At 67.2% G+C, this 19,970-nt stretch carries 20 protein-coding genes; 13 read left to right on the forward strand and 7 right to left on the reverse strand.

From position 1 onward, the window contains the following. From B3446_RS00160 to B3446_RS00170, 3 genes are all read right to left on the reverse strand, one after another. Window positions 1-226, reverse strand: a 226-nt coding sequence (locus B3446_RS00160) for a GntR family transcriptional regulator (RefSeq protein WP_291376049.1), incomplete at its 3' end; no start/stop codon positions are given. Window positions 227-247: 21 nt separating this feature from the next. Further along, window positions 248-1,198, reverse strand: coding sequence for a tripartite tricarboxylate transporter substrate binding protein (locus B3446_RS00165; RefSeq protein WP_291376051.1), 951 nt, complete (start codon window positions 1,196-1,198; stop codon window positions 248-250). 89 nt (window positions 1,199-1,287) lie between these two features. After that, a complete protein-coding gene (locus tag B3446_RS00170; RefSeq protein ID WP_175123515.1) occupies window positions 1,288-2,181 on the reverse strand; it encodes a LysR family transcriptional regulator in 894 nt (297 codons plus the stop codon). Window positions 2,182-2,266: 85 nt separating this feature from the next. Between B3446_RS00170 and B3446_RS00175 the strand changes: the two genes are divergently transcribed. The 5 genes from B3446_RS00175 (at window position 2,267) to B3446_RS00195 (ending at window position 7,018) form a co-directional block, all read left to right on the forward strand. Further along, window positions 2,267-3,112 (forward strand): HpcH/HpaI aldolase/citrate lyase family protein, encoded by an 846-nt coding sequence (locus B3446_RS00175; protein WP_291376054.1) that lies wholly within the window; start codon window positions 2,267-2,269, stop codon window positions 3,110-3,112. Between the two features lie 49 nt (window positions 3,113-3,161). Further along, window positions 3,162-4,370, forward strand: a complete 1,209-nt coding sequence (locus tag B3446_RS00180; RefSeq protein ID WP_291376086.1) for a CaiB/BaiF CoA transferase family protein — start codon at window positions 3,162-3,164, stop codon at window positions 4,368-4,370. A gap of 54 nt (window positions 4,371-4,424) precedes the next feature. Next, entirely contained in the window at window positions 4,425-5,429 is a 1,005-nt protein-coding gene (locus tag B3446_RS00185) for a cyclase family protein (protein ID WP_291376055.1), read from the forward strand. A gap of 65 nt (window positions 5,430-5,494) precedes the next feature. Continuing rightward, window positions 5,495-6,493, forward strand: coding sequence for a Bug family tripartite tricarboxylate transporter substrate binding protein (locus B3446_RS00190; protein WP_291376056.1), 999 nt, complete (start codon window positions 5,495-5,497; stop codon window positions 6,491-6,493). Between the two features lie 66 nt (window positions 6,494-6,559). After that, complete coding sequence (locus B3446_RS00195; RefSeq protein ID WP_291376057.1) at window positions 6,560-7,018, forward strand: carboxymuconolactone decarboxylase family protein; 459 nt, start codon at window positions 6,560-6,562, stop codon at window positions 7,016-7,018. A 41-nt stretch (window positions 7,019-7,059) separates the two neighbouring features. Here B3446_RS00195 and hpnE read toward each other — a convergent pair whose 3' ends face one another. The 3 genes from hpnE to hpnC are packed head-to-tail and all read right to left on the reverse strand — an operon-like array spanning window position 7,060 to window position 10,086. Next, window positions 7,060-8,382, reverse strand: coding sequence for a hydroxysqualene dehydroxylase HpnE (hpnE, locus tag B3446_RS00200; protein WP_191575646.1), 1,323 nt, complete (start codon window positions 8,380-8,382; stop codon window positions 7,060-7,062). Continuing rightward, window positions 8,379-9,242 (reverse strand): presqualene diphosphate synthase HpnD, encoded by an 864-nt coding sequence (hpnD, locus tag B3446_RS00205; RefSeq protein WP_291376059.1) that lies wholly within the window; start codon window positions 9,240-9,242, stop codon window positions 8,379-8,381. Before hpnD ends, hpnE begins: the two co-directional genes overlap by 4 nt. Window positions 9,243-9,255: 13 nt before the next feature. Next, entirely contained in the window at window positions 9,256-10,086 is an 831-nt protein-coding gene (gene hpnC, locus B3446_RS00210; RefSeq protein ID WP_175138412.1) for a squalene synthase HpnC, read from the reverse strand. A gap of 149 nt (window positions 10,087-10,235) precedes the next feature. Between hpnC and alr the strand changes: the two genes are divergently transcribed. Together alr and B3446_RS00220 are read left to right on the forward strand one after the other, a co-directional pair. Next, on the forward strand, window positions 10,236-11,363 hold the full coding sequence (gene alr / locus B3446_RS00215) for an alanine racemase (protein ID WP_291376062.1): 1,128 nt from the start codon (window positions 10,236-10,238) through the stop codon (window positions 11,361-11,363). Between the two features lie 142 nt (window positions 11,364-11,505). Next, complete coding sequence (locus tag B3446_RS00220; protein WP_175123506.1) at window positions 11,506-12,225, forward strand: SDR family oxidoreductase; 720 nt, start codon at window positions 11,506-11,508, stop codon at window positions 12,223-12,225. A 75-nt stretch (window positions 12,226-12,300) separates the two neighbouring features. Here B3446_RS00220 and B3446_RS00225 read toward each other — a convergent pair whose 3' ends face one another. After that, window positions 12,301-13,272 carry a LysR family transcriptional regulator gene (locus B3446_RS00225; RefSeq protein ID WP_291376064.1) on the reverse strand — a complete coding sequence of 324 codons (972 nt, stop codon included), beginning with the start codon at window positions 13,270-13,272 and terminating at the stop codon, window positions 12,301-12,303. Between the two features lie 120 nt (window positions 13,273-13,392). Between B3446_RS00225 and B3446_RS00230 the strand changes: the two genes are divergently transcribed. From B3446_RS00230 to B3446_RS00255, 6 genes are all read left to right on the forward strand, one after another. Next, on the forward strand, window positions 13,393-14,286 hold the full coding sequence (locus B3446_RS00230) for an MBL fold metallo-hydrolase (protein WP_291376065.1): 894 nt from the start codon (window positions 13,393-13,395) through the stop codon (window positions 14,284-14,286). A gap of 63 nt (window positions 14,287-14,349) precedes the next feature. After that, on the forward strand, window positions 14,350-15,330 hold the full coding sequence (locus tag B3446_RS00235; RefSeq protein WP_291376067.1) for a Bug family tripartite tricarboxylate transporter substrate binding protein: 981 nt from the start codon (window positions 14,350-14,352) through the stop codon (window positions 15,328-15,330). A 113-nt stretch (window positions 15,331-15,443) separates the two neighbouring features. Continuing rightward, complete coding sequence (locus B3446_RS00240; protein ID WP_224776677.1) at window positions 15,444-15,992, forward strand: sigma-70 family RNA polymerase sigma factor; 549 nt, start codon at window positions 15,444-15,446, stop codon at window positions 15,990-15,992. Further along, complete coding sequence (locus tag B3446_RS00245) at window positions 15,992-16,975, forward strand: FecR domain-containing protein (RefSeq protein ID WP_291376070.1); 984 nt, start codon at window positions 15,992-15,994, stop codon at window positions 16,973-16,975. The genes B3446_RS00240 and B3446_RS00245 overlap by 1 nt, the downstream gene beginning before the upstream one ends. An 87-nt stretch (window positions 16,976-17,062) precedes the next feature. Then, a complete protein-coding gene (locus B3446_RS00250; protein WP_291376071.1) occupies window positions 17,063-19,516 on the forward strand; it encodes a TonB-dependent siderophore receptor in 2,454 nt (817 codons plus the stop codon). Beyond that, a partial coding sequence (locus tag B3446_RS00255; protein WP_291376072.1) for a PepSY-associated TM helix domain-containing protein occupies window positions 19,513-19,970 on the forward strand: 458 nt, incomplete at its 3' end. The genes B3446_RS00250 and B3446_RS00255, both read left to right, overlap by 4 nt.

Genomic DNA, 19,970 nt, shown 5'->3' on the forward strand with positions numbered 1-19,970 from the left:
GCGCCGGCGCGGCCGCGAACGTGCCGCGCCCCTGCCGCCGCTCGATGAGGCCATCGGCTGCCAGCGCATCGAGCGAGCGCCGAATCGTCAGCCGGGAAACGCCGTATTCGGCGGCCAGCGCGTTTTCGCCGGGCATCGCCCTGTCCGTGGCGAACCCGCCTGCTTCAAGCCGTTGCTTCAGCAACAGATAGACCTTGTGATAAAGCGGCAGCGGGCTGTCGGGCACGGAGGGGCTCCTGGTTGACGTTCAGTCGACGGTCGCGCCGGTGAACTTGACGATCTCGGCATAGCGCGCGATGTCCTCGCGCACGAAGACGCCCAGTTCCTCGGGGCTGCTGCTGACCGCGCTGGCGGCCTCGCCTTCGAGCAGCTNNTCGACCGCCTTGCGCGCCGCGGCGTTCAGGGCCGCCAGCTTGTCGGCCGGCATCTTCGCCGGGCCGAACAGCGCGAACCACGCGTTCGATTCGAAACCCTTGATGGTATCGCCGATGGGCGGCACGCCGGGAAACTGCGGCAGCGCCTGCGGACTGGTGACCCCTAGCGCCCGCAACGCGCCGCTCTTGATGTGCGGCAGCGCGTTCAGCGAACTGGCGAACATCATGTCCACCTGGCCGCCCAGCAGGTCGGTGATGGCCGGCGCAGTGCCCTTGTACGGCACGTTCAGGATGTCCAGGCCCGCCATCATCTTCATGCGTTCACCCGCCATGTGCAGCGACGACCCGATCGCGCCCAGCGCCATCGTGTGCTTGCCGGGGCTGGCTTTGACCAGCGAGACGAACTCCGACATGGTGCGCGCCGGAAAGTCCTTGCGCACGACCAGCACGCTGGGCACGTTGGCCAGCATGCTGATCGGCGTGAAATCGGCCACGGGGTCGAATGGCAGGTTCCGGTACAGCGTGGCATTGATGGAAAAGCTGGTGAAGGTGACCAGCAAGGTGTTGCCGTCGGGATTGCTCTTGGCGACATAGTCGGCGGCGATGTTGCCGCCCGCGCCCGGCTTGTTCTCGACCACCACGGGGCGCTTCAAGTCCACTGCCATGTGCTGCGCGATGCTGCGCGCCACGGTGTCGGTGGTGCCGCCCGGCGGTGCGCCCACGACCAGCCTGATGGCGTCTGCCTGCGCCAAGGCAGGGGCAGGTGGCATGGCGAACGCGGCCAGCAGCGCGCAGCCCGCGGCGATCCGATGAAGTCCCGGCATGATTTGTCTCCTGATATGTTGTATTGAGGACAATACAAGTATAGGAAGACCCTTTCGCGCACGCCAGATCGTTTCCCCGTAGAAAGGCGTCAATTGTCCGGGGCACCAGCCGCCTTCGCGTACTCCACGATGGCGATGTCCCGGAACGCCTGGATCAACGCCAGGCGGGGCGACACGCGCGACCAGATCAGGCCGAAGCGGCGCGGTTCGCAGTGCGCGGGCAGCGGCAGGGCGAGCAGACCCAGCCGTTCGATCGTGCCGTTGGTGGACCGGGGCAGGATCGCCACGCCCAGATCCCGGCTCACCATGACCGCAATCGATTCGATCGCGTTCAGTTCGAACCGGTCCCGCGGCGTGATGCCGACGCGGCGCAGATACTCGTCGACGTGCCGCCCGCTCCAGTCGTTGCGCTGGTAGCGGATGAACGGCTCCGCGGTGAGCAGGCTGTGCGGATGCCGCCCGGCGTGGCGCGGGGCCGCTGCCAGCACATAAGGTTCTTCGCGCAGCAACTGCCAGCCCAGGCTTTTGGACAGGGGATAGGGCGCTTCCAGGGCGATGGCCGCGTCGAGCTCGCCGCTTTCAATGGCCGGATAGAAGCGGGCGCTGTGCCCGGGTTGGATTTCCACGCTGATCAGCGGATGGCGTCCGACCAGATGTTCAAGAATGGCCGGCACCATGGAGTTGAGCGCCGTGTTGCCGGCGCCCAGCCGCAGCTCGCCCATCATCTCGCCCGACCGCGCCAGGTAGCGGATCTTCTCGATCCGCTCCAGGACCTCGCGCATCGGTCCGATCAGTTCGATTGCCTTGGCCGTCAGGTGCACGGTGCGTCCGGCGCGCGCGACCAGCGGTACGCCCAGTTCCTGTTCCAGCTTGCGTAGCTGCTGGGCGACGGCGCCGTGCGTGAGTCCCAGGCGGCGGGCGGCTTCGGCCATGGAGCCGTGCTGCGCCACGGCGGACAGCGTATGGAGAAAGTCGGTATTCATGATGATAGGGATTCTATCTTCTTATCGTATGGTGGCTTTCCCATGGCGGCGTGCAGCGCGGTCACAATGCGGCCAGGAGACCATAATGAGAAGCAAGCTTTTCGTGCCGGCGTCACGCCCGGAACTATTCGACAAAGCCATGGCCAGCGAAGCCGACGCGCTGTCCTTCGATCTGGAGGACGCGGTCGCGCCGCCTCGCAAGGCGGCCGCGCGTGCCGAACTGGCCAGCTGGCTCGGGTCGCCCGCCTTTCAAGCGGCGCAGGCTCAACATCCCAAGAAAATTATCGTTCGCGTCAATGCGTTGGACACCCCTTACTTCGCGGACGACCTGGACGCGCTGGGCCGTTCGCCGATCGACATGCTGAATCTGCCCAAGGTCGAGTCGGCGGACGCGCTGCGCGAGGCTGCGGACCGCGCCGGCCAAGCCGGTTTCGAGGGCGAACTGCTGGTCACCGTTGAAACGCCGCTGGCGCTGGCCCGCGCGGCCGAGCTGGCTGCCGCGCACCCGCGCGTGGCGGGCCTGCAATTGGGGCTGGCCGACCTGTTCGAACCCCTGGGCATCGACCGCTACCAGCCCGAAACCCTGCGCGCGGTGATGCTGGCGTTGCGGCTGGGCGCCGGTTCCGCGGGCAAGTACGCCATGGACGCCGCCTATGCCCGCGTGCGCGATGGCGAGGGCTTCCAGGCAGAGGCGCAACTGGCGCGCTCGCTCGGTTTCCTGGGCAAATCCTGCGTGCATCCCAGCCAGATCGCCATCGCCAACGAGGTCTTCGGATTCAGCGCCGAAGAGATTGACGCGGCCGAACGGATCGTCGCCGCAAGCGAGGCGCAGGAAGGGGTGGGCGCTTTTCTGCTGGACGGCAAGATGATCGACGCGCCCTTTGTGCGGCGCGCCCGCGACGTCCTGCTGGCGGCGGGACGCGCCGCCTGAAACGGCCTGCGCGAATCGCGGCCGAGCTTTTTATCGGATGAATTGCATGATGGAAATTGAAACCTCCGCCCAACTGCCGCTGGCCGGCGTCAAGGTGCTGGACCTCAGCGCCTACATCGCGGGTCCGTACGGCTGCGCCTTGCTGGGCGACATGGGCGCCGACGTGATCAAAGTCGAGCCGCCCGAAGGCGACAACCTGCGCAAATACCCGTCAACGCTGCCGGCCGAGAGCCGCGCCTTTCTGGGCATCAACCGCAACAAGCGCGGTCTGTGCCTCAATCTGAAAGACGAGGCGGGCTACGAGGTGCTGGTCAGGCTGGTGCGCGAGGCCGATGTGCTGGTCCACAATTTCCGCCCCGGCGTGCCCGAGCGCCTGCGCATCGACTTCGCCACGTTGGCCGCTATCAACCCGCGCCTGATCTACTGCGCGATGACGGGCTACGGCGCGGCCGGTCCGATGGCGCGCCACGCGGGCTACGACCAGGTGCTGCAGTCGATGACCGGCATGTGCGCGGCGCAGGCCAAGCCCGACGGCCCGCCCGAGGTGCTGTACGGATCGGTGGTCGACTACTACGGCGCCGCGCTGATCTCCAACAGCGTATCCGCCGCGCTTTATCAGCGCGAAAAGACCGGGCGCGGGCAGGCCATCGAAGTGTCGCTGCTGGGCAGCGCGCTGGCCATGCAGTCCGCCCGCCTGGTCTGGGCCGAAGGCGAACCGCGCCGCATCGAACGCGACATGCGTTCGGGCGGCATCACCGGCATCCATCCCACGCGCGAAGGCCATCTCTACATCTCGGCCAACACGCCGCATTTCTGGCGTGCGCTGTGCGATCACCTGGACCTGCAGGATCTGGCCGACCATCCCGACTACGACACCGTGAAAAAGCGCGCGGCGCAGGCGTCGGTGCTGGTTCCGCTGGTGCGCGAGGCTCTGGCGCGCGCATCGGCCCGTGAATGGGCCGAGCGTTTTGGCCAGAGCGTGCCTTGCGCGGAGGTCCGGCCGGTCGAGGACATGTTCGACCACCCGCAGGTGGAGGCGATGGGATTCATGCGCCCGTACCACAGCGAGAAGGCGGGCAATTACCTCGGTCTGGCGCAATGGGCGCAGTTTGGCGGGGCCGCGCTGCAAGACGAAGCCGGTGCCGGCGCCGTGCGCGCCGCGCCGGGTCTGGGTGAACACAGCCGCACAATTCTGTCCGCCCTGGGATACACATCGGACGAAATCGACCAATTGCTGCACACCTCCGTGGTGCAATAAGCAGTAACAACCAAGACAAGAATCGTCCGGCAAAAGGGCGAGGAGACAGAAATCATGAATCAAGCGCAACGGTATGTGCGCCGCCCGGATGGATCGAACTGGGGCGATTTCGGACACGAAGACCAGCTGGGCACGCTCAACCACCTGGACGTCCAGGCGCGTCTGGCCGCGGTTGCCGAAATCCGCACCGGCATCTCGTTTTCGCTGAGCCTGCCGCTGACCGTGCCGCGCGCGCCGGTGCTGAATCCGCGCCGCAAGGGCCCGGTGATCCAGCCCGCCGAGAAGAACGGGGTGCCGGTCTACCGCTATCCGCTGGACCGCGACGTGCCGGGCGCCACCGATGTCATCAGCGACGACCGCGTCACGCTGTCGCCGCAATATTCCACGCAATGGGACGCGCTGGGGCACGTGGGCTCGATGTACGACGCCCATGGCTCCGGCCAGCCGCAGCCCACCGGCTACAACGGTTTCGCCGTCAGCGAGCCCGCCACTGAGGGCTTTACCGGCACCCGCGACCTGTCCATTGAACCGATGGCGCGCCACGGCATCCAGGGACGCGGCGTCATGGTGGACCTGCGTGCCCATTTCGGTGATGCGCAGCGCAAGGTGTCCCACCGCGAGCTGATGGACGTGATGCGCGCCGATGGCGTGGAAGTCCGGCCGGGCGACGTGCTGTGCCTGCACACCGGGTTGGCCGACCTGGCGCTGACGCTGGGCGACGATGAGCAGGAGCGCCTCAAGACGAGCTGCTGCGTGCTGGACGGCGCCGACGCGGACCTCTTGGCGTGGATCAAGGACAGCCGGATCGCGGCCATCGCCGCCGACAACCACGCGGTCGAACTGCGCAACCATCACCTGGACACGGGCAAGGGCGCGCTGTTGCCCCTGCACGAGCAATGTCTATTCAAGCTGGGCCTGCCGTTGGGCGAGCTCTGGCACCTGACCCCGCTGGCGCAATGGTTGCGCCAGCACGGCCGGCATGCCTTTTTCCTGACCGCGGCGCCCATGTACGTGCCCGGTCTGGTCGGCGCGCCGGTCAACCCCATCGCGACCGTCTGACGACGGCTCGCGCCACGACCCTTGACCGATCGAACATCCCCGCAGGGGAGACCCGAGGAGCACACATGAAGAAAACCCGTCGCACGGCCCTGGCCGCAATTCGTCCGCTGGCAGCCGCCATCGGTCTGGCCACCGCATTTGGCGCCACGTTTGGCACCGCGAACGCCGCTGGCTACCCCGAGCAGCCCATCACCGTGGTGGTGCCGTATTCCGCCGGCGGCGGCGCGGACAACGCCGCGCGCATCATCGCGCAGGGCATGGGCGAAGTCGCCGGCCAGAGCGTGGTGATCGAGAACAAGGGCGGCGCCAGCGGCTCCATCGGCGCGGCGTTCGTGGCACGGGCCAAGCCCGACGGCTACACCGTGCTGTACGACGCGTCGTCCTTCTCGATCAATCCGGTGCTGCGCAAGCTGCCCTATGACGCCAAGAAGGACTTCATTCCGGTCTCGCAGGCCGTCAGCGTGCCCAACATCCTGGTGGCCGCGCCCGGTTCCAGCTTCAACAACCTGCAGGACTTCATCGATGCCGCGCGCGCCAAGCCCGGCCGCCTGACGTTCGCGTCCTACGGACCCGGCAGCCTGGCGCAGATGGCCGCCGAGCTGCTCAAGAAGGATGCAAACCTGGATATGGTGCACGTGCCCTACAAGGGCGGCGCGCCGGCCATCGTGGACGTCATGGGCGGTCAGGTCGACGTGTACTTCGCCAACGCCGCGTCCAGCCTGAACTACGTCACCGGCGGCAAGCTGAAGGCGCTGGCGGTCTCGTCGTCGCAGCGCATGCCCGAACTGCCCAACGTGGCGACCGTGGGCGAAGCCGGCATCAAGAACTTCAACGTGGTCGAGTGGAACGGCTTCTTCCTGCCGGCCGGCGCCAGCCCGGAAGTGGTGGCCAAGCTGCAGGACCTCGTGCAAAAGGCGCTGGCGCGTCCCGACACCCGCGAGAAGCTCGCCAAGCTGGGCCTGACGCCGGTCGGCAGCAGCGCTACGGACTTCGCCAAGTTTGTCGACGCGGAACAGACCCGCTGGGCCGAGGTCGTGAAAACCAATAACATCCAGGTGAATTGATCATCCGGGGGCGGGCGCGGCAACGTTTGCACGCGCCAGCCCCCGATCCGAATGGAGATTGACCAGATGAGCCGGGAAGACGATTTCGAGCGCGGCCTGCAAAACCGCCGCGCCGTGTTGGGCGATGAATGGGTGCAGCGGTCGCTGGATCGCGCCACCACGTTCACCGCCGACTACCAGAACATGATCACGCGTTATGCCTGGCACGATATCTGGAGCCGTCCCGGACTGCCGCACAAGGCGCGCCGCATGATGGTGCTGGCGGTGACGTTGTCGCTGGGCCGCTGGGAAGAATTTGAACTGCACGTGCGCGCCGCGTTGACGGCACCGGACGCCTCGCGCCTGACGCCCGATGAACTCAAGGAAGTGCTGCTGCAGAACGCAATCTACGCGGGCGTGCCGGCGGCCAACACGGCCTTCAATCTTGCACAGAACATCCTGCGCGAGGTCGCCGGGCAGATCGGCTACGACCTGGCCGCGGCAGACCCGCGCCAGGCCGACCTGTTTGGGACAAAGCCGGCCTGACCGGTCTGCGCAAGGCGGGCGGTATGCCCGCCTGGCGCTTTTCAATCCGCGCGGGGATTCAGCACGCGAGCCGCCTGCAGGCCGCTGCGCACCGCGCCTTCCAGCACGCCGGGATAGCCGGTGTCGGTCCAGTCGCCGGCAAGCGCCAGCGTGGGCCACGGCGTGGAGTTCAGCGGCCGGGTGAGGCCCGGCACCGCTGCAAACGTCGCGCGCTTTTCAATGAACAGTTCCGCCGCCGCCACCTCCGGCATCGGCGGCAGCCGCAGCGGATGCGCCGCGGCCTGTTCGGCCACCTGATCGATCAGGGCTTCAATTACTTGGCGCCGGTTGCGTTCGCTCATGCCGATGGCAGCGCTGGCCACCACGGCCAGTTCCCCCGCCTTGGTGTCGCCCGCGAGCTGGGCGCGGTCGAACAGCCACTGGCCGGCATGGCCGCGGGCCGCTTCTTCGCGAAGCATCATCATCGGCTCGGGCAGCCGCCATGGGCCGGCCAGACGGATGTTCAGCGTGGCGATGGGCAGATAGTCGAAAGCCTTGAGCGCATCGAGCAGCCCCGTGGCGCCGGCCTCACGCAGCGGGCCGTCCAAGAGGCGCGCGGCGAAGGTGGGCGGCACGGCCAGCACGGCCGCGTCGAAACGTTCCTGATTGATGTCGATGCCGTCGGCGGACGGATGCAGCTGGCGCACCGTGCTGCCATAGCGCATGGTGACCTGTCGCGCGGCGGCGTCCGGCCACAGCGCCGACAGGTCCGTGCACGGCAGCAGCATATCGCTGTCTTCGCGCGCGCCAGCCAGGCTGTCGCGCAGCACGCGGGCGAACAGCACCGCGCTGGCCGAAGCAATTGGCGTGTTCAGCGCAGCCAGGCAAAGGGGCTCCCACATCTGCCGGATCAGCACATCGGATTGCGCGTGATAGTGCAGCAACTGCAGCACGGTCCAGTCGCGCGGCGGCGACCAGGACATGGTCTTCAAGCCGCGCATCAGGCGCAGCATCGCAAGGCGGTCGGCCCACGACAGACCACGCGCGCGCAGGACGGCCATGGCCATGTGCAGCGGCGCCGGCAGGCGCGGGGCAGACAGGTTGAAGCGGCCATCCAGGCTTGCCAGCCGCAAGGGGCGCCGCATCAGCAGAGCGTCGGGGTTGCGGCCCACGCGGCGCATCAGCGCCAGCGTTTCCTTGTAGGCGCCGCACAAGAGGTGCTGGCCGTTGTCGAGCGGTGCTTCGAAATCGCCGTGGAAGACGCGGCGCGCGCGGCCGCCGGGGGTGTGCCCGGCCTCGAACACCGTGACCTTGGCGCCGGCTTCACGCAGGGCGACGCTGGCCGCCAAGCCGGCCCAGCCTGCGCCAATGACCGCCGCCTTCACCGGGCCAACCGGCGGACCAGGCCGCGTCCGCCGCCCACCCAGGTTTTCCAGGCGAGCCAGAGTTTGCGCAAGGGGGTGAGCGATATGCGCTGATGCAGCACCTGCCAGTTGTCGCGCTCGATCTCGTCGAGCAGCGCGTGGTAGATGGCGGCCATCATGAGCCCCGGACGCTGCGCGCGGCGGTCGGCCTCGGGCAGGTTGCTCATCGCCTCGCGGTACAGCTCGCGGGCGCGGTCGGCCTGGAACTTCATCAGCGCGCTGAATCGGTCGGAATACTCGCCATTCAGGATGTCCGAGGCCTTGACCTCGAACTGCTGCATGTCGTTGACCGGGATGTAGATGCGGCCGCGGCGGGCGTCGTCGCCCACGTCGCGAATGATGTTGGTCATCTGGAACGCCAGGCCCAGCTTTTCGGCGTAGACCAGCGTCTTGGGATCGGAATAGCCGAACACGCCGGCGGACAGTTCGCCCACGACGCCGGCCGCGTGCCAGCAATACTTGCGCAGGCCGGGCCAGTCCAGATAGCGGGTCTGGTCCAGATCCATTTCCATGCCGTCGATCACGGCCAGCAGGCGGGCGCGGGTGATCGAACAGGTTTCCAGGTGCGGCTGCAACGCGCGCGTGACGGGATGGTCGGGCTTGCCGTCGAACATCTGGTCGATCTGCGTGCGCCACCAGGCGAGCTTGATGCGCGCGAGCGACGGATCGGTGCACTCGTCGACCACGTCGTCCACTTCGCGGCAGTACGCGTACAGGGCCGTGATGGCGCGCCGGCGCTCGGGAGGCAGGAACAGGAAGGAGTAGTAGAAGCTGGAGCCGCTTTTGGCGGCTTTTTCCTGGCAATACTCGTCAGGGGTCATTAGGCACGGCCTGTTACTTGATGGAGCGCCACAACATGATGGCCCAGTCTTTGGCGCCCAATTCGGGGCGATTCATGAATACATCGTAGCCGCTCGCCTCGATCCGCTCCAGGACGCGCAGCCCGCCTTGCACCACCAGGCGCAGCTCCAGGCCGATGCGGCCCGGCAGGCGGCGCGCCAGCGGAGCGCCGAAGTGTAGCAGCGCGCGTGTGCGGTCAACCTGGAAGGCCATCAGCTCGCGCCACGCAGGCGTAAGCCGGCAGGCGGCCAGGTCTTCATCCGACACGCCGTGGCGGCGCAGGTCTTCCTGCGGCAGGTAGACGCGGTGCTTGTGCCAGTCCACCCGTACGTCCTGCCAGAAGTTCACCTGCTGCAGGCCGGTGCAGATGGCGTCGGACTCGGTGATGTTCTGCGGCGTGCTGGCGTCGAACAGGTGCAGCATCAGTCGCCCGACCGGGTTGGCCGAGCGGCTGCAGTAATCCATGAGGGTGGGGTAGTCCTCGTAGCGCTTGACCGTCAGGTCCTGCTCGAAAGCGGACAGAAGGTCGTAGAACGGCGTGATCGGCAACTGGTGCCGGGCGATCGTCTGCGCCAGCGGCCCGAAGATGTCGGACAGGGGCGGCAGGCCGGGCGCCGGGGGCGTGCCAGGTTCGGCGCCGATGCGGTGCAGCTCGGTGCGGAACGTGGCGAGCTGGGCCAGGCGCTCCTCGTCGGTCGCGCTGCCTTCGTCGGCAATGTCGTCCGCGGCGCGGGCGAACCGGTAGATATCGGTCACGGCGCCGCGCAGCCTGCGCGGCAACAGCAGCGAGGCAACGGGAAAGTTCTCGTAGTGATCGATGGACATAAAAAGAGGCCAGTGGGCAGGAATGGACCTGCAAAGACGGCGTAAAGCGGAAAACGGTCTCATTTTAGAGTAGTCGCCCGCGCTTGATCCGGCGCGCCGCCGCCGGGGGCGGCGATCAGTTAGACTTGGACGCCACAGGATCCCACACCATGCCGCGCCCAATATCCGCCACCGTTTCCGTTTCCGCCCTTGCGCACAATCTGGCCACCGTGCGCCGCCACCTGGACCAGACCGCCGCCGCGGCCGCCGGGCTGCCGCCGTCGATCTGGGCCGTCATCAAGGCCAACGCCTACGGCCACGGTATCGAGCAGGCGGTGGCGGGCTTTTCCAAGGCGCAGGGCCTGGCCATGCTGGACCTCGAAGAAGCCGTGCGTTGCCGCGAGGCCGGCTGGGGCGGGCCGATCCTGCTGCTGGAAGGCTTCTTCAATCCGTCCGACCTCGACATCGTCGACCGCTACCATCTCAGCAGCACGGTCCACCACCGCGACCAGCTCGACATGCTGGCCCGCGCGCGCCTGTCGCGTCGCGTGGACATCATGCTCAAGCTCAACAGCGGCATGAACCGGCTGGGGTTCAGCCCGGCGGCGTTTCCCGCCGCCTACGAGCGCGCCGCGCTGCTGCAGCAGCAGGGCACGCTGGGCTCGGTCGGCAAGATGACTCACTTTGCCTGCGCGGATGGCCCGCAAGGCGTGAACGAACAGCTCAGCGTCTTCAATTCGGTGACGCATAAGCTGCCCGGCGCGATCAGCGTGTGCAACTCGGCCGCCGCCCTGCGCTTTGCCGACATCGCTGTCGGCTCCGAAAGCCAGGCGCACTGGGTGCGGCCGGGCATCTGCCTCTACGGCGCGTCGCCTTTCGCGGATGCCGAAGCGTCCTCGTTCGGCCTGAAGCCCGCCATGTCGCTCAGCTCCGAAATCATTGGGGTCCAGGAAATCAAGGCCGGCGACTCCGTCGGCTACGGCGCCCTGTTCCGCGCCGAACGCGCCATGCGCATCGGCATCGTGGCCTGCGGCTACGCCGACGGCTATCCGCGTCACGCCTCCACCGGCACCCCGGTCGTGGTGGCCGGTATCCGGACCCAGTTGCTGGGACGGGTGTCCATGGACATGCTGGTCGTGGATCTGGGGCCCGTGCCGTCCGCCGGGGTCGGCTCGCCCGTGTCGCTATGGGGCGAAGACGGCCCCTCGGTGGACGAAGTCGCCAGCGCGGCCGGCACCATCGGCTATGAATTGCTGTGCGCCCTGGCGCCGCGCGTCCCGGTCACCCGGGACGTCTGATCCCCCCGGCGCCGCGGCGTCCAGGGGGCAAGAATTGCTACGCAATTTACAAGACACGCGGCGCCGGATGGTGTCTACTTTGAAAACCGGGCGCTCAGGCGCCCGTTTTTGACCAAGAAAACAGACTGCGAGGTTTCAATCCATGAAGGACAAATGCGTGCTCATTACGGGCGCCACCAAAGGCATAGGCTGGGCGCTTACTCAGCGGTTGTCCGACATGGGCTGTCACGTGGTTGGGATCGCGCGCAACACGACCGACGTCGATTTCCCGGGCTACCTGTACGCCTGTGATCTGGCCGATGCCGGCCGCACCGAAGAGGTCCTGCGCGAAATCCGCGAAAAATTCCCCGTGGACGCCGTCGTCAACAATGTGGGCATTGTGTCGCCCCAGCCGCTGGGCGAAATCGATCTGGCCACCCTGTATAACGTGCTGGACCTGAACGTGCGCGTGGCGGTGCAGGTCACGCAGGCCTTCATCGAATCCATGAAGGTGCGCCGCGCCGGCCGCATCGTCAACGTGGTCAGCCGCTCCATCCACGGCGCGCTGGACCGCACGGCGTATTCCGCCGCCAAGAGCGCGCTGGTGGGTTGCACCCGTACCTGGGCGCTGGAACTGGCCGAATACGGCGTCACCGCCAACGCGGTCGCGCCGGGTCCCATCGAAACCGAAATGTTCCGCGCCACCCGGCCCGCCGGCAGCGACAACGAAAAGCGCGCGCTGGCTTCCGTGCCCATGAAACGCCTGGGCACCCCGGCCGAAGTGGCCGCGGCCATCGCCTTCCTGCTGTCGGACGACGCCGGTTTCATCACCGGACAGGTGCTGGGCGTGGACGGTGGCGGCAGCCTGGCTGGTCGCTCCTAGACTTCAGCGCTGCATGCCTGAACAACGCACCCTGCGGGGTGCGTTTTTTTAGGGCTGACGCGAGCGCGGCACGGCTCAGCCGGGTGTCTGCGGCGAGTCCTGCAAGGCGCGCGCTTCGTGGCGCAAGGCATCCAGGAACTGGGTCAGCGCAGCGGTCGGTTCCACGTGCGTCCGCTGCACGACGCCCACCGCCGGCAGGCTCCAGTCCGGTTTGAACTTCAGGATCGCCAGCACGCCCAGGTCCGCGTAGTGATGCGCAACGGCGCGCGGCATGGCGGCCAGCATGTCCGCGCCGCGCAGCAGCACTTCATTGGCCAGCAGCGACACCGATTCGGCCACGGGGGCGGGCAGGGCAAGGCCCTGTTGCGCGAAATAGGCGTCGATGCGCTGGCGCAGCGGCGCATCGGGTGGCGGCAGGATCCAGTCCTGCCGGGCAAGCGCCGCGGCCGTGATTCGGGTCGATCGCGCGAGCGGATGCCCCTTGCGCGCCACCACGCAAATCGGCTCCTCGTACAGCACCTCGGTGCGGAACACGGCCTGAGCGGCATCGAGCAGCAGGCGGCCGAGCACGCAGTCCAGTTCGCCGCGGGCCAGGCCGTCCAGCAGTGCATCGTGCGCGCCTTCGTGCAGCATGACGGTGACGCCGGGATGATGTTCGCGCATCCGCCGGATGGCGCGCGGCACGAGCACGGGCAGGGCCACCGGCTGCACCCCAACCCGGATGCGGCCGCGCGCGCCGGCGGCCAGGGCGGCGATCTCATTGCGAGCGCCCGCCAGATCGGCCAGCAGTACGTCCGTTTTGCCGGCAAGCGCCAGCCCGAACGCGGTTGGGGTGATGCCCCGACGCGAGCGCACGAACAGCGGGACGCCGAACATGTCCTCCAGTTCCAGCAGGAGCTTGCTGGCCGCGGGCTGGGTCATGCCCAGCCGCGCCGCAGCCTTGTGCACGCTGCCCAGCGCGTGCAGCGCGTGAAGCAGGTCAAGGTGGCGCACGCGCAGGCGTCCGCTGATATGGCGCAGGTCGGGAATGCGGGGGCTCGCGGGCATGGCGCAGTGATTCCTAACGGTTTTCACAGCATTCTAATAATTGATCGTTCGGTATGCACCCAGTTCCTATACTGGTTTCGTGCTCATGCGAGCCCATGCTTCTGACCAGAGAGGTTGCCGATGAAGATCACGATGCTGGGGACTGGCGCGGCGTTGCCGGATCCCGACCGGGCGCAGTCCGCGATTCTGCTGACGCTGGACGAGGACCGGCACTATCTGTTCGACTGCGGCGAGGGCGCGACGCGGCAGATGGTGCGCGCCAACGTCGATCCCGCCAAGGTGGGGTTCGTCTTTCTGACCCACTTGCACCATGACCACATCTGCGACTACCCGTACTTCGTCATTTCAAGCTGGATTCTCAACAAGGAAGGCTCGCCGCTGGTGCTGGGCCCGAAAGGCACGAAGCACTTCGTGGACCACCTGTTCGAGAACGGCGCGTATCACACGGACTACCAGGCGCGCGCCGCCTATCCCGTGCGCCAGCGCAACCTGGAAGCGATGCGGCCCGAGGTGCGCGAGGTAAGTCCCGGCGTGGTGTTCGAGGACGATAAGGTGCGCATTTCGGTGGACTGGGTGGAACACATTCCGCGCGATGTCTGCGAATGTTTCGGTGTCCGGGTCGAGGCTGAAGGCAAGGTCATCGCCTTCAGCGGCGACACCGCGCCCTGTGAGGCCATGGTGCGCCTGGCCAAGGATGCGGATCTGCTCATCCACGAGTGCACCTTTCCCGAGTCGTTCATCGCGCACCGCGCCAAGACCGGCGTCGGCACCTATGCCCACACCAGCCCGACCGACCTGGGCAAGATTGCGCGCGAGGCCAATGTGAAAAGCCTGGTGGCCACGCACTTCGGTCACTTCGATTCCACCAGTCCGGTCCTCAAGCGCGCGGCGGCCAAGCATCTGCCTGTGGAACTCATGGGGCCGCACCTGATGGACGAGATCGTGGCCGACATTCGCAAGCATTACCCGGGTCCGCTGCGTCTGGCCCACGACCTGATGCGTATTGATCTGTAGCACCCGCAACGTTGCAAGGCAGGCCGCCCGGGCAGTGGCGCCGGGAGGGCTAGGGAGATCTCGATGCCGTACCGAGCTTGTGCCATATCCGTCCTGGCCGCGCTGGCCCCGGCCCTGGCCCTCGTGCCGCCCGCGGCCAGCGCCCAGTATCCCGAGCAACCCATCCGCGTGGTGCTGCCGTATGCGCCGGGCGCGGCGGGTGACATCGCCTTGCGGCAGATTCAGCCGCTGCTGGAAAAGCGCCTGGGCCAGCCCGTGGTGGTCGACTACAAGACCGGCGCGGGCGGCAACATCGGCATGCAGGACGTGGCGCGTGCCAAGCCAGACGGATACACGCTGGTGCTGGGCGCCGCCAACAATTTCGTCATCAATCAGTTCCTGTATCGCAAGCTGGGTTTTGATCCGCTGACGGATCTGGAACCAGTGGGCAAGCTGGCGGACGTGCCCGCCTTTGTCTATGTCAGCGCGCAAACGCCGGCGACCGACTGGCGGCAGTTCCAACAATACGCGCGCGCGCACTCGGGCAAGCTCAATTACGGCTCGCCGGGTATGGGCACAACGCCGCACCTGTCGGCGTACCGCCTGTCCAAAGCCGTGGACGCGGACATGACGCACATCGCCTACCGGGGGGCGGCGCCCGGTGTGCAGGCGCTGCTGGCCAATGAGGTGCAGCTCTACATCGGGGGCTACAGCGTCGCGGCTGCCTACGTGCCGCAGGGCAAGGTCCGGGCGCTGGCGGTGGCGGCCCCGGAACGGTTTGCCGCGTTACCCGACGTCCCCACCGCGAAAGAGGCCGGCATGCCGGACGCGGTGCAGGGCAACTGGTGGGGCTTTGCCGCGCCTAAGGGTACGCCGGCGGACCGCGTCGCGCGGTTTGCTGCGGTCTTGCACGAGGTGCTAGGTCTGCCTGAGGTGCGGCAGGCCTTCCTTGCGGGCGGCTTCGTCCCGGGTCTCGACACGCCGGCGTCGTTCGGTGCGGTGTGGCGTGACGAGGCCCGGCAATGGGAAACCGTGGTGCGCGAGTCGGGGGTCGTGCTGGACTGACACGGCGTTGTTGCCGACGTTGCGGTGGCGCGTGTTGCAACGTCCATCGCCGGAGTGGCCACCCCGCCGGGCTTGTATAATAATAACTATCATTTCCATTTTGGATGCTCGCCGTGTCGGACCGAGAGCACGCAGTTGGCGCATCGCTTTCCGCCCTGTACACCACGCATTGCGGCTGGCTGCAGAATTGGCTGAATCGGCGTCTTCAAGACAATCACCAGGCCGCCGACCTGACGCAGGACACCTTTCTGACCTTGCTGGTGCGGCGGCACGCCATCGCGGACGTGCGCGAGCCTCGGGCGTTTCTGACCACCATCGCGCGCGGCCTGCTGATCGATTTCTGGCGCCGCCGGGACATTGAACTTGCCTGGGCTGAAACGCTGGCAGCGCGTCCCGAGATCACCCACCCATCCCCCGAAGTGCAGGTTCAGGCGCTTCAGGCGCTCGTCGAGATCGACCGCAAACTGCACCGCCTGGGCGTGCGCGCGCGCGCCGCTTTCCTGATGCACCGCATCCACGGCATGACGCATCCCGCCATCGCAGCGGCGCTGCGCGTGTCCGAGCGGACGGTGCGCAATGACATCGCGCAGGCCATGCTGTGCTTTTTGCTCGATACCGACCTGCAACCCGCTGGTGTGTATGGCGAAGAGGCAGGACGTTGATGGGCGCCGCCGCCGTCGATCCGCGCATTCTTGAGGCCGCCGCGCATTGGTATGCGCTGTTGAGCTCGGGGGCGGCCAGCGAGCAGGAGCGCGCACGCTGGCAAACGTGGATGGACGCCGACAACGCGCATCGCCGGGCGTGGCAACGCGTCGAGGACGTGGGCGCGCAGTTCGATGCGCTGATCGCCCAGCCGATGGGCCGTGAGGCCAGCGTGGCAAGCCTTAATGCCGCCGCGCAGGGCCGGCGCGAGCGCCGCCGGCTGCTGACGGTTGCGCTGATTGCAGGCGCGACGGGACTGCTGGGTCTGGGCATCGCGCAGTCGCCAGCCGGTCGTCGAACCTGGGCGGCCTGGCAGGCGGACCTGGTCACGCCGGTGGGCGGATCGAAAGAAATCCGGCTTGCCGACGGCACGCAGATCCAACTCAATACCGACACCGCAGTGAAGGTCGATTACAGCCGCGACCAGCGTCGTCTGGTGCTGCTGCGCGGCGAGATCATGATCGCCACGGCGGCCGACCCGGGGCGCACCTTCGTGGTGGACACGCCCGAAGGGCGGTTGCAGGCGCTGGGCACGCGGTTCAACGTGCGCAGCCTTGACGGCGAAACCACGCTTGCCGTGCTGGAGGGCGCGGTGCAGGCGCATTTTGCGGGGGCGCCGCCAGCCGGGGTTCGGGTCGATGCCGGCATGCGGATGCGTGGCGGATCGCAAGGCGTCGAGGCGCCCGCAGCGCTGGGGGCCGACGACCACAACTGGACGCGCGGCATTGTGCAGTTCGAGGAGGCGCCGTTGGCACGGGTAGTCGCGGAACTGGCGCGTTACCGCCGCGGGCATCTCGGTTATGCCCAGGACGTGGCGGCGCTGCCCGTGACGGGAACATTCCCGCTGCATGACAGCGATCGCGCGCTGCGCCTGCTGAGCGAGGCACTGCCCGTGCGCATCAGCCAGCCGCTGCCCTGGTGGACGACCCTCCAAGCCCGCTGAACCCTCGCTGTTACAAAATAGTTTGCCGCTTTTGCCGCGCTCATCCGGCCTATGGGCAATTCAACACCCATATCGCGGATTCGTGGCATGACCAACCCCCTCACTGTTTTCCCCAATCATCCGATGCACCGTGCGCGCATCGCCCCGCTGGCGCTTGCCATCGGCGTGATGCTGAGCGGCGGGGCACCCCTTAGCGTCGTGTACGCGCAGCCAGCGCTTGGCGCCGTGCAGGCGGAGTCCGTTCATACGCAGGTCCGTGATTACGACATCCCGGCCGGACCATTGAGCCAGGTGCTCAACCTGTTTTCCGCCGAAGCCGGCCTCTTCGTCAGCGGCCATGGTGATCTGAGCAGCGGCCGGCAAAGCCCCGGCGTGCGCGGCCGGTATTCGCCCGAGGCAGGGATGGCCGCGCTGCTGACCGGCACCGGTCTCGTGGCGGAACGTCTGCCCGACGGCGGTTTCGTCCTGCGGCAAGGCCGCCAGGACGTGACGCTGCTGGAACCGATTGCGGTGACCGCCCAGATCGAACGCCCGGATGGCCCGGTGCTGGGCATCGCCGCCACAAACAGCGCCACGGCAACCAAGACCGATACGCCGATCATCGAAACGCCGCAGTCGATTTCGGTGGTGAGCGCCGCGCAGATCAGCGACCAGAAGGCGCAGAACCTGCAACAGGCGCTGGGCTACACGCCCGGCATCATGCCCGGCATCGTCGCCAAGAGCTCGATGTTCGAAGACACGATGAGCATCCGCGGCTTCGAAGCCAACCCGCAGACCGGCAGCTATTACCGCGACGGCATGCGCTACATGATCAACCAGTACAACGGCAAGCAGGAGCCGTACGGGCTGGAGCGGGTGGAGGTGCTGCGCGGGCCGTCTTCCGTGCTGTATGGCGCCGCCGCGCCGGGCGGCATCGTCAACACCGTGACGAAGCGTCCGCCCGGCGAAACGATGGGCGAGATCAATCTGGACGGCGGCAGTTTCGACCGCCGTCAGATTTCGGCGGATATCGGCGGTCCGATCGACGAGGCCGGGGTTTGGTCCTATCGTCTGACCGGCCTGTTCCGCGAGAGCAAGCAGTTCATCGACTACAGCGCCGACGATCGCACCTACATCGCGCCCGCGTTGACGTGGCGCCCGTCAGCGGCCACCTCGGTCACGCTGCTGGCCAACTATCAGCGCAGCAAGACGATCAATCCGACGGAGGTGCCGGTCACCGGCTCGCTCTGGACCAACCCGAACGGACAGGTTCCGCGTTCGCGCTTTCTGGGTGAGCCCAACAACAACCGCTTCGATGTCGAATCGACGTCGCTGGCCGTGCTGATCGAACATGCGTTCAATGACACGCTGAAATTCCGCCAATCGATGCGCTACTACGACGCGGACCTGACGATGCGCTACGTGCTGCTGCAAGGCGACGTGGACGCCGCGACGCAGCGCAGGGTGGCGCGTTCGGCACGCGGATTCGATGACCGCACCACGGTGCAGACGATCGACACCAACATCGAAAAGCGATTTGAAACGGGTCCCGTGACGCAGACGATTCTTGCGGGCTTCGATTACACGCGCTCGACCTACAACAGCGACCGCCTGCGCGGCAATCTGCGGCCCATCGACGTCTTCGATCCGGTGTATATGCCCGGCGATGTCGTGGTCCTGCCCTGGCAGCAGCGCCGCAACACCGAGCATCGTCTTGGCATCTACCTCCAGGATCAATTGAAGATCGCGGACAAGGTGGTGGTGCTGCTGGGAGGGCGGTATGACAACGTGCGCGCCGAGAACCGCGCCTTGCACGCGCCGTCCACCAATTCGAACGACAAGGACACCGCCTTCACCGGCCGCGCCGGCGTGGTGTATCTGGCGGACAATGGCCTGGCGCCGTACGTCAGCTTCAGCCAGTCGTTCGAGCCCACCAGCGGACGCGACCGCACCGAAGGCAGCTTCGAGCCCAGCCGCGGGACGCAGTACGAAGTCGGCATCCGATATCAGCCTGCCGGCGAAGACATCATGCTGAGCGCGGCGCTGTTCAACCTGGAGCGCAAGAACGTGCTCACGCCGGATCCGGTTGACCCGACCTTTCTGGTGCAGACCGGCAAGGTGCGCTCGCGCGGCCTGGAACTCGAGGCGCGCGCACGCGTCACGCCGCAAATCGATGTGATTGCCGCCTACACCTACACCGACGCCCGCGTGGTCAAGAGCAATCTGCCGGGCGAAGAGGGCGAGCGCTTCAACACGCCTTTGCACGCCGCTTCCCTGTGGACCGATGTGAATCTGTCTGAGTGGGTATTGATGGGCCTGAAGGCGGGCGCCGGCGTGCGCTATGTGTCGGCGCGTCCCGACCGGCCATCCAGCGGTTCGCTCGGCGGCGCGGGCTACACGCTGATCGATGCGCGCGTCAGCTATGAAAGCGGTCCGTGGCTCTATGCGCTCAACGTCACCAACCTGACGGACAAGACCTACATCCCGTCGATTTGCTATGGCGGCGTGTGTGACTACGGCGAGCCGCGCCGCATCATCGGCACGGTGAGCTACCGCTGGTGAGCGTGCGCGCCGCGCTGTTGCGGCTGCATCGCTGGACCGGCCTGGTGCTGGCCGGCTTTCTTTGCCTGGTGGCGCTGACCGGCATCCCGCTGGCGTGGTACGACACGCTGGATGCCGCCACCGCGCCGGCCTTGCATCGCGTGGCGCCGCGTTCGGCGGATGCCGCGCGGCTGGACGCGTTGATTCTGCGGGACCACGTAGCCAGACTCGCGCCAGCCGCGGCGATGCCCGCCACGCCGCTCGGCGGACAGGGCGGCCGCAGCGTGCCGTTCCCGGTCTGGTTGCACGAGGAGGGCGCGGGCGCGCCGGTGCTGCACGAGGTCTTCGTCGATCCGTACTCCGGCGCGATCCTGGGCCAGCGCCGCTGGGGCGATCTGCGCGAAGGGCTGCGCAACCTGATGCCGTTCCTGCATCGGATCCACACGGCGCTGCTGTTCGAGGGTATCGGCGAGCT

The sequence above is a fragment of the Achromobacter sp. UBA5777 genome (assembly GCF_002418565.1).
GTDB classification, from domain to species: Bacteria; Pseudomonadota; Gammaproteobacteria; order Burkholderiales; family Burkholderiaceae_B; genus Achromobacter; species Achromobacter animicus.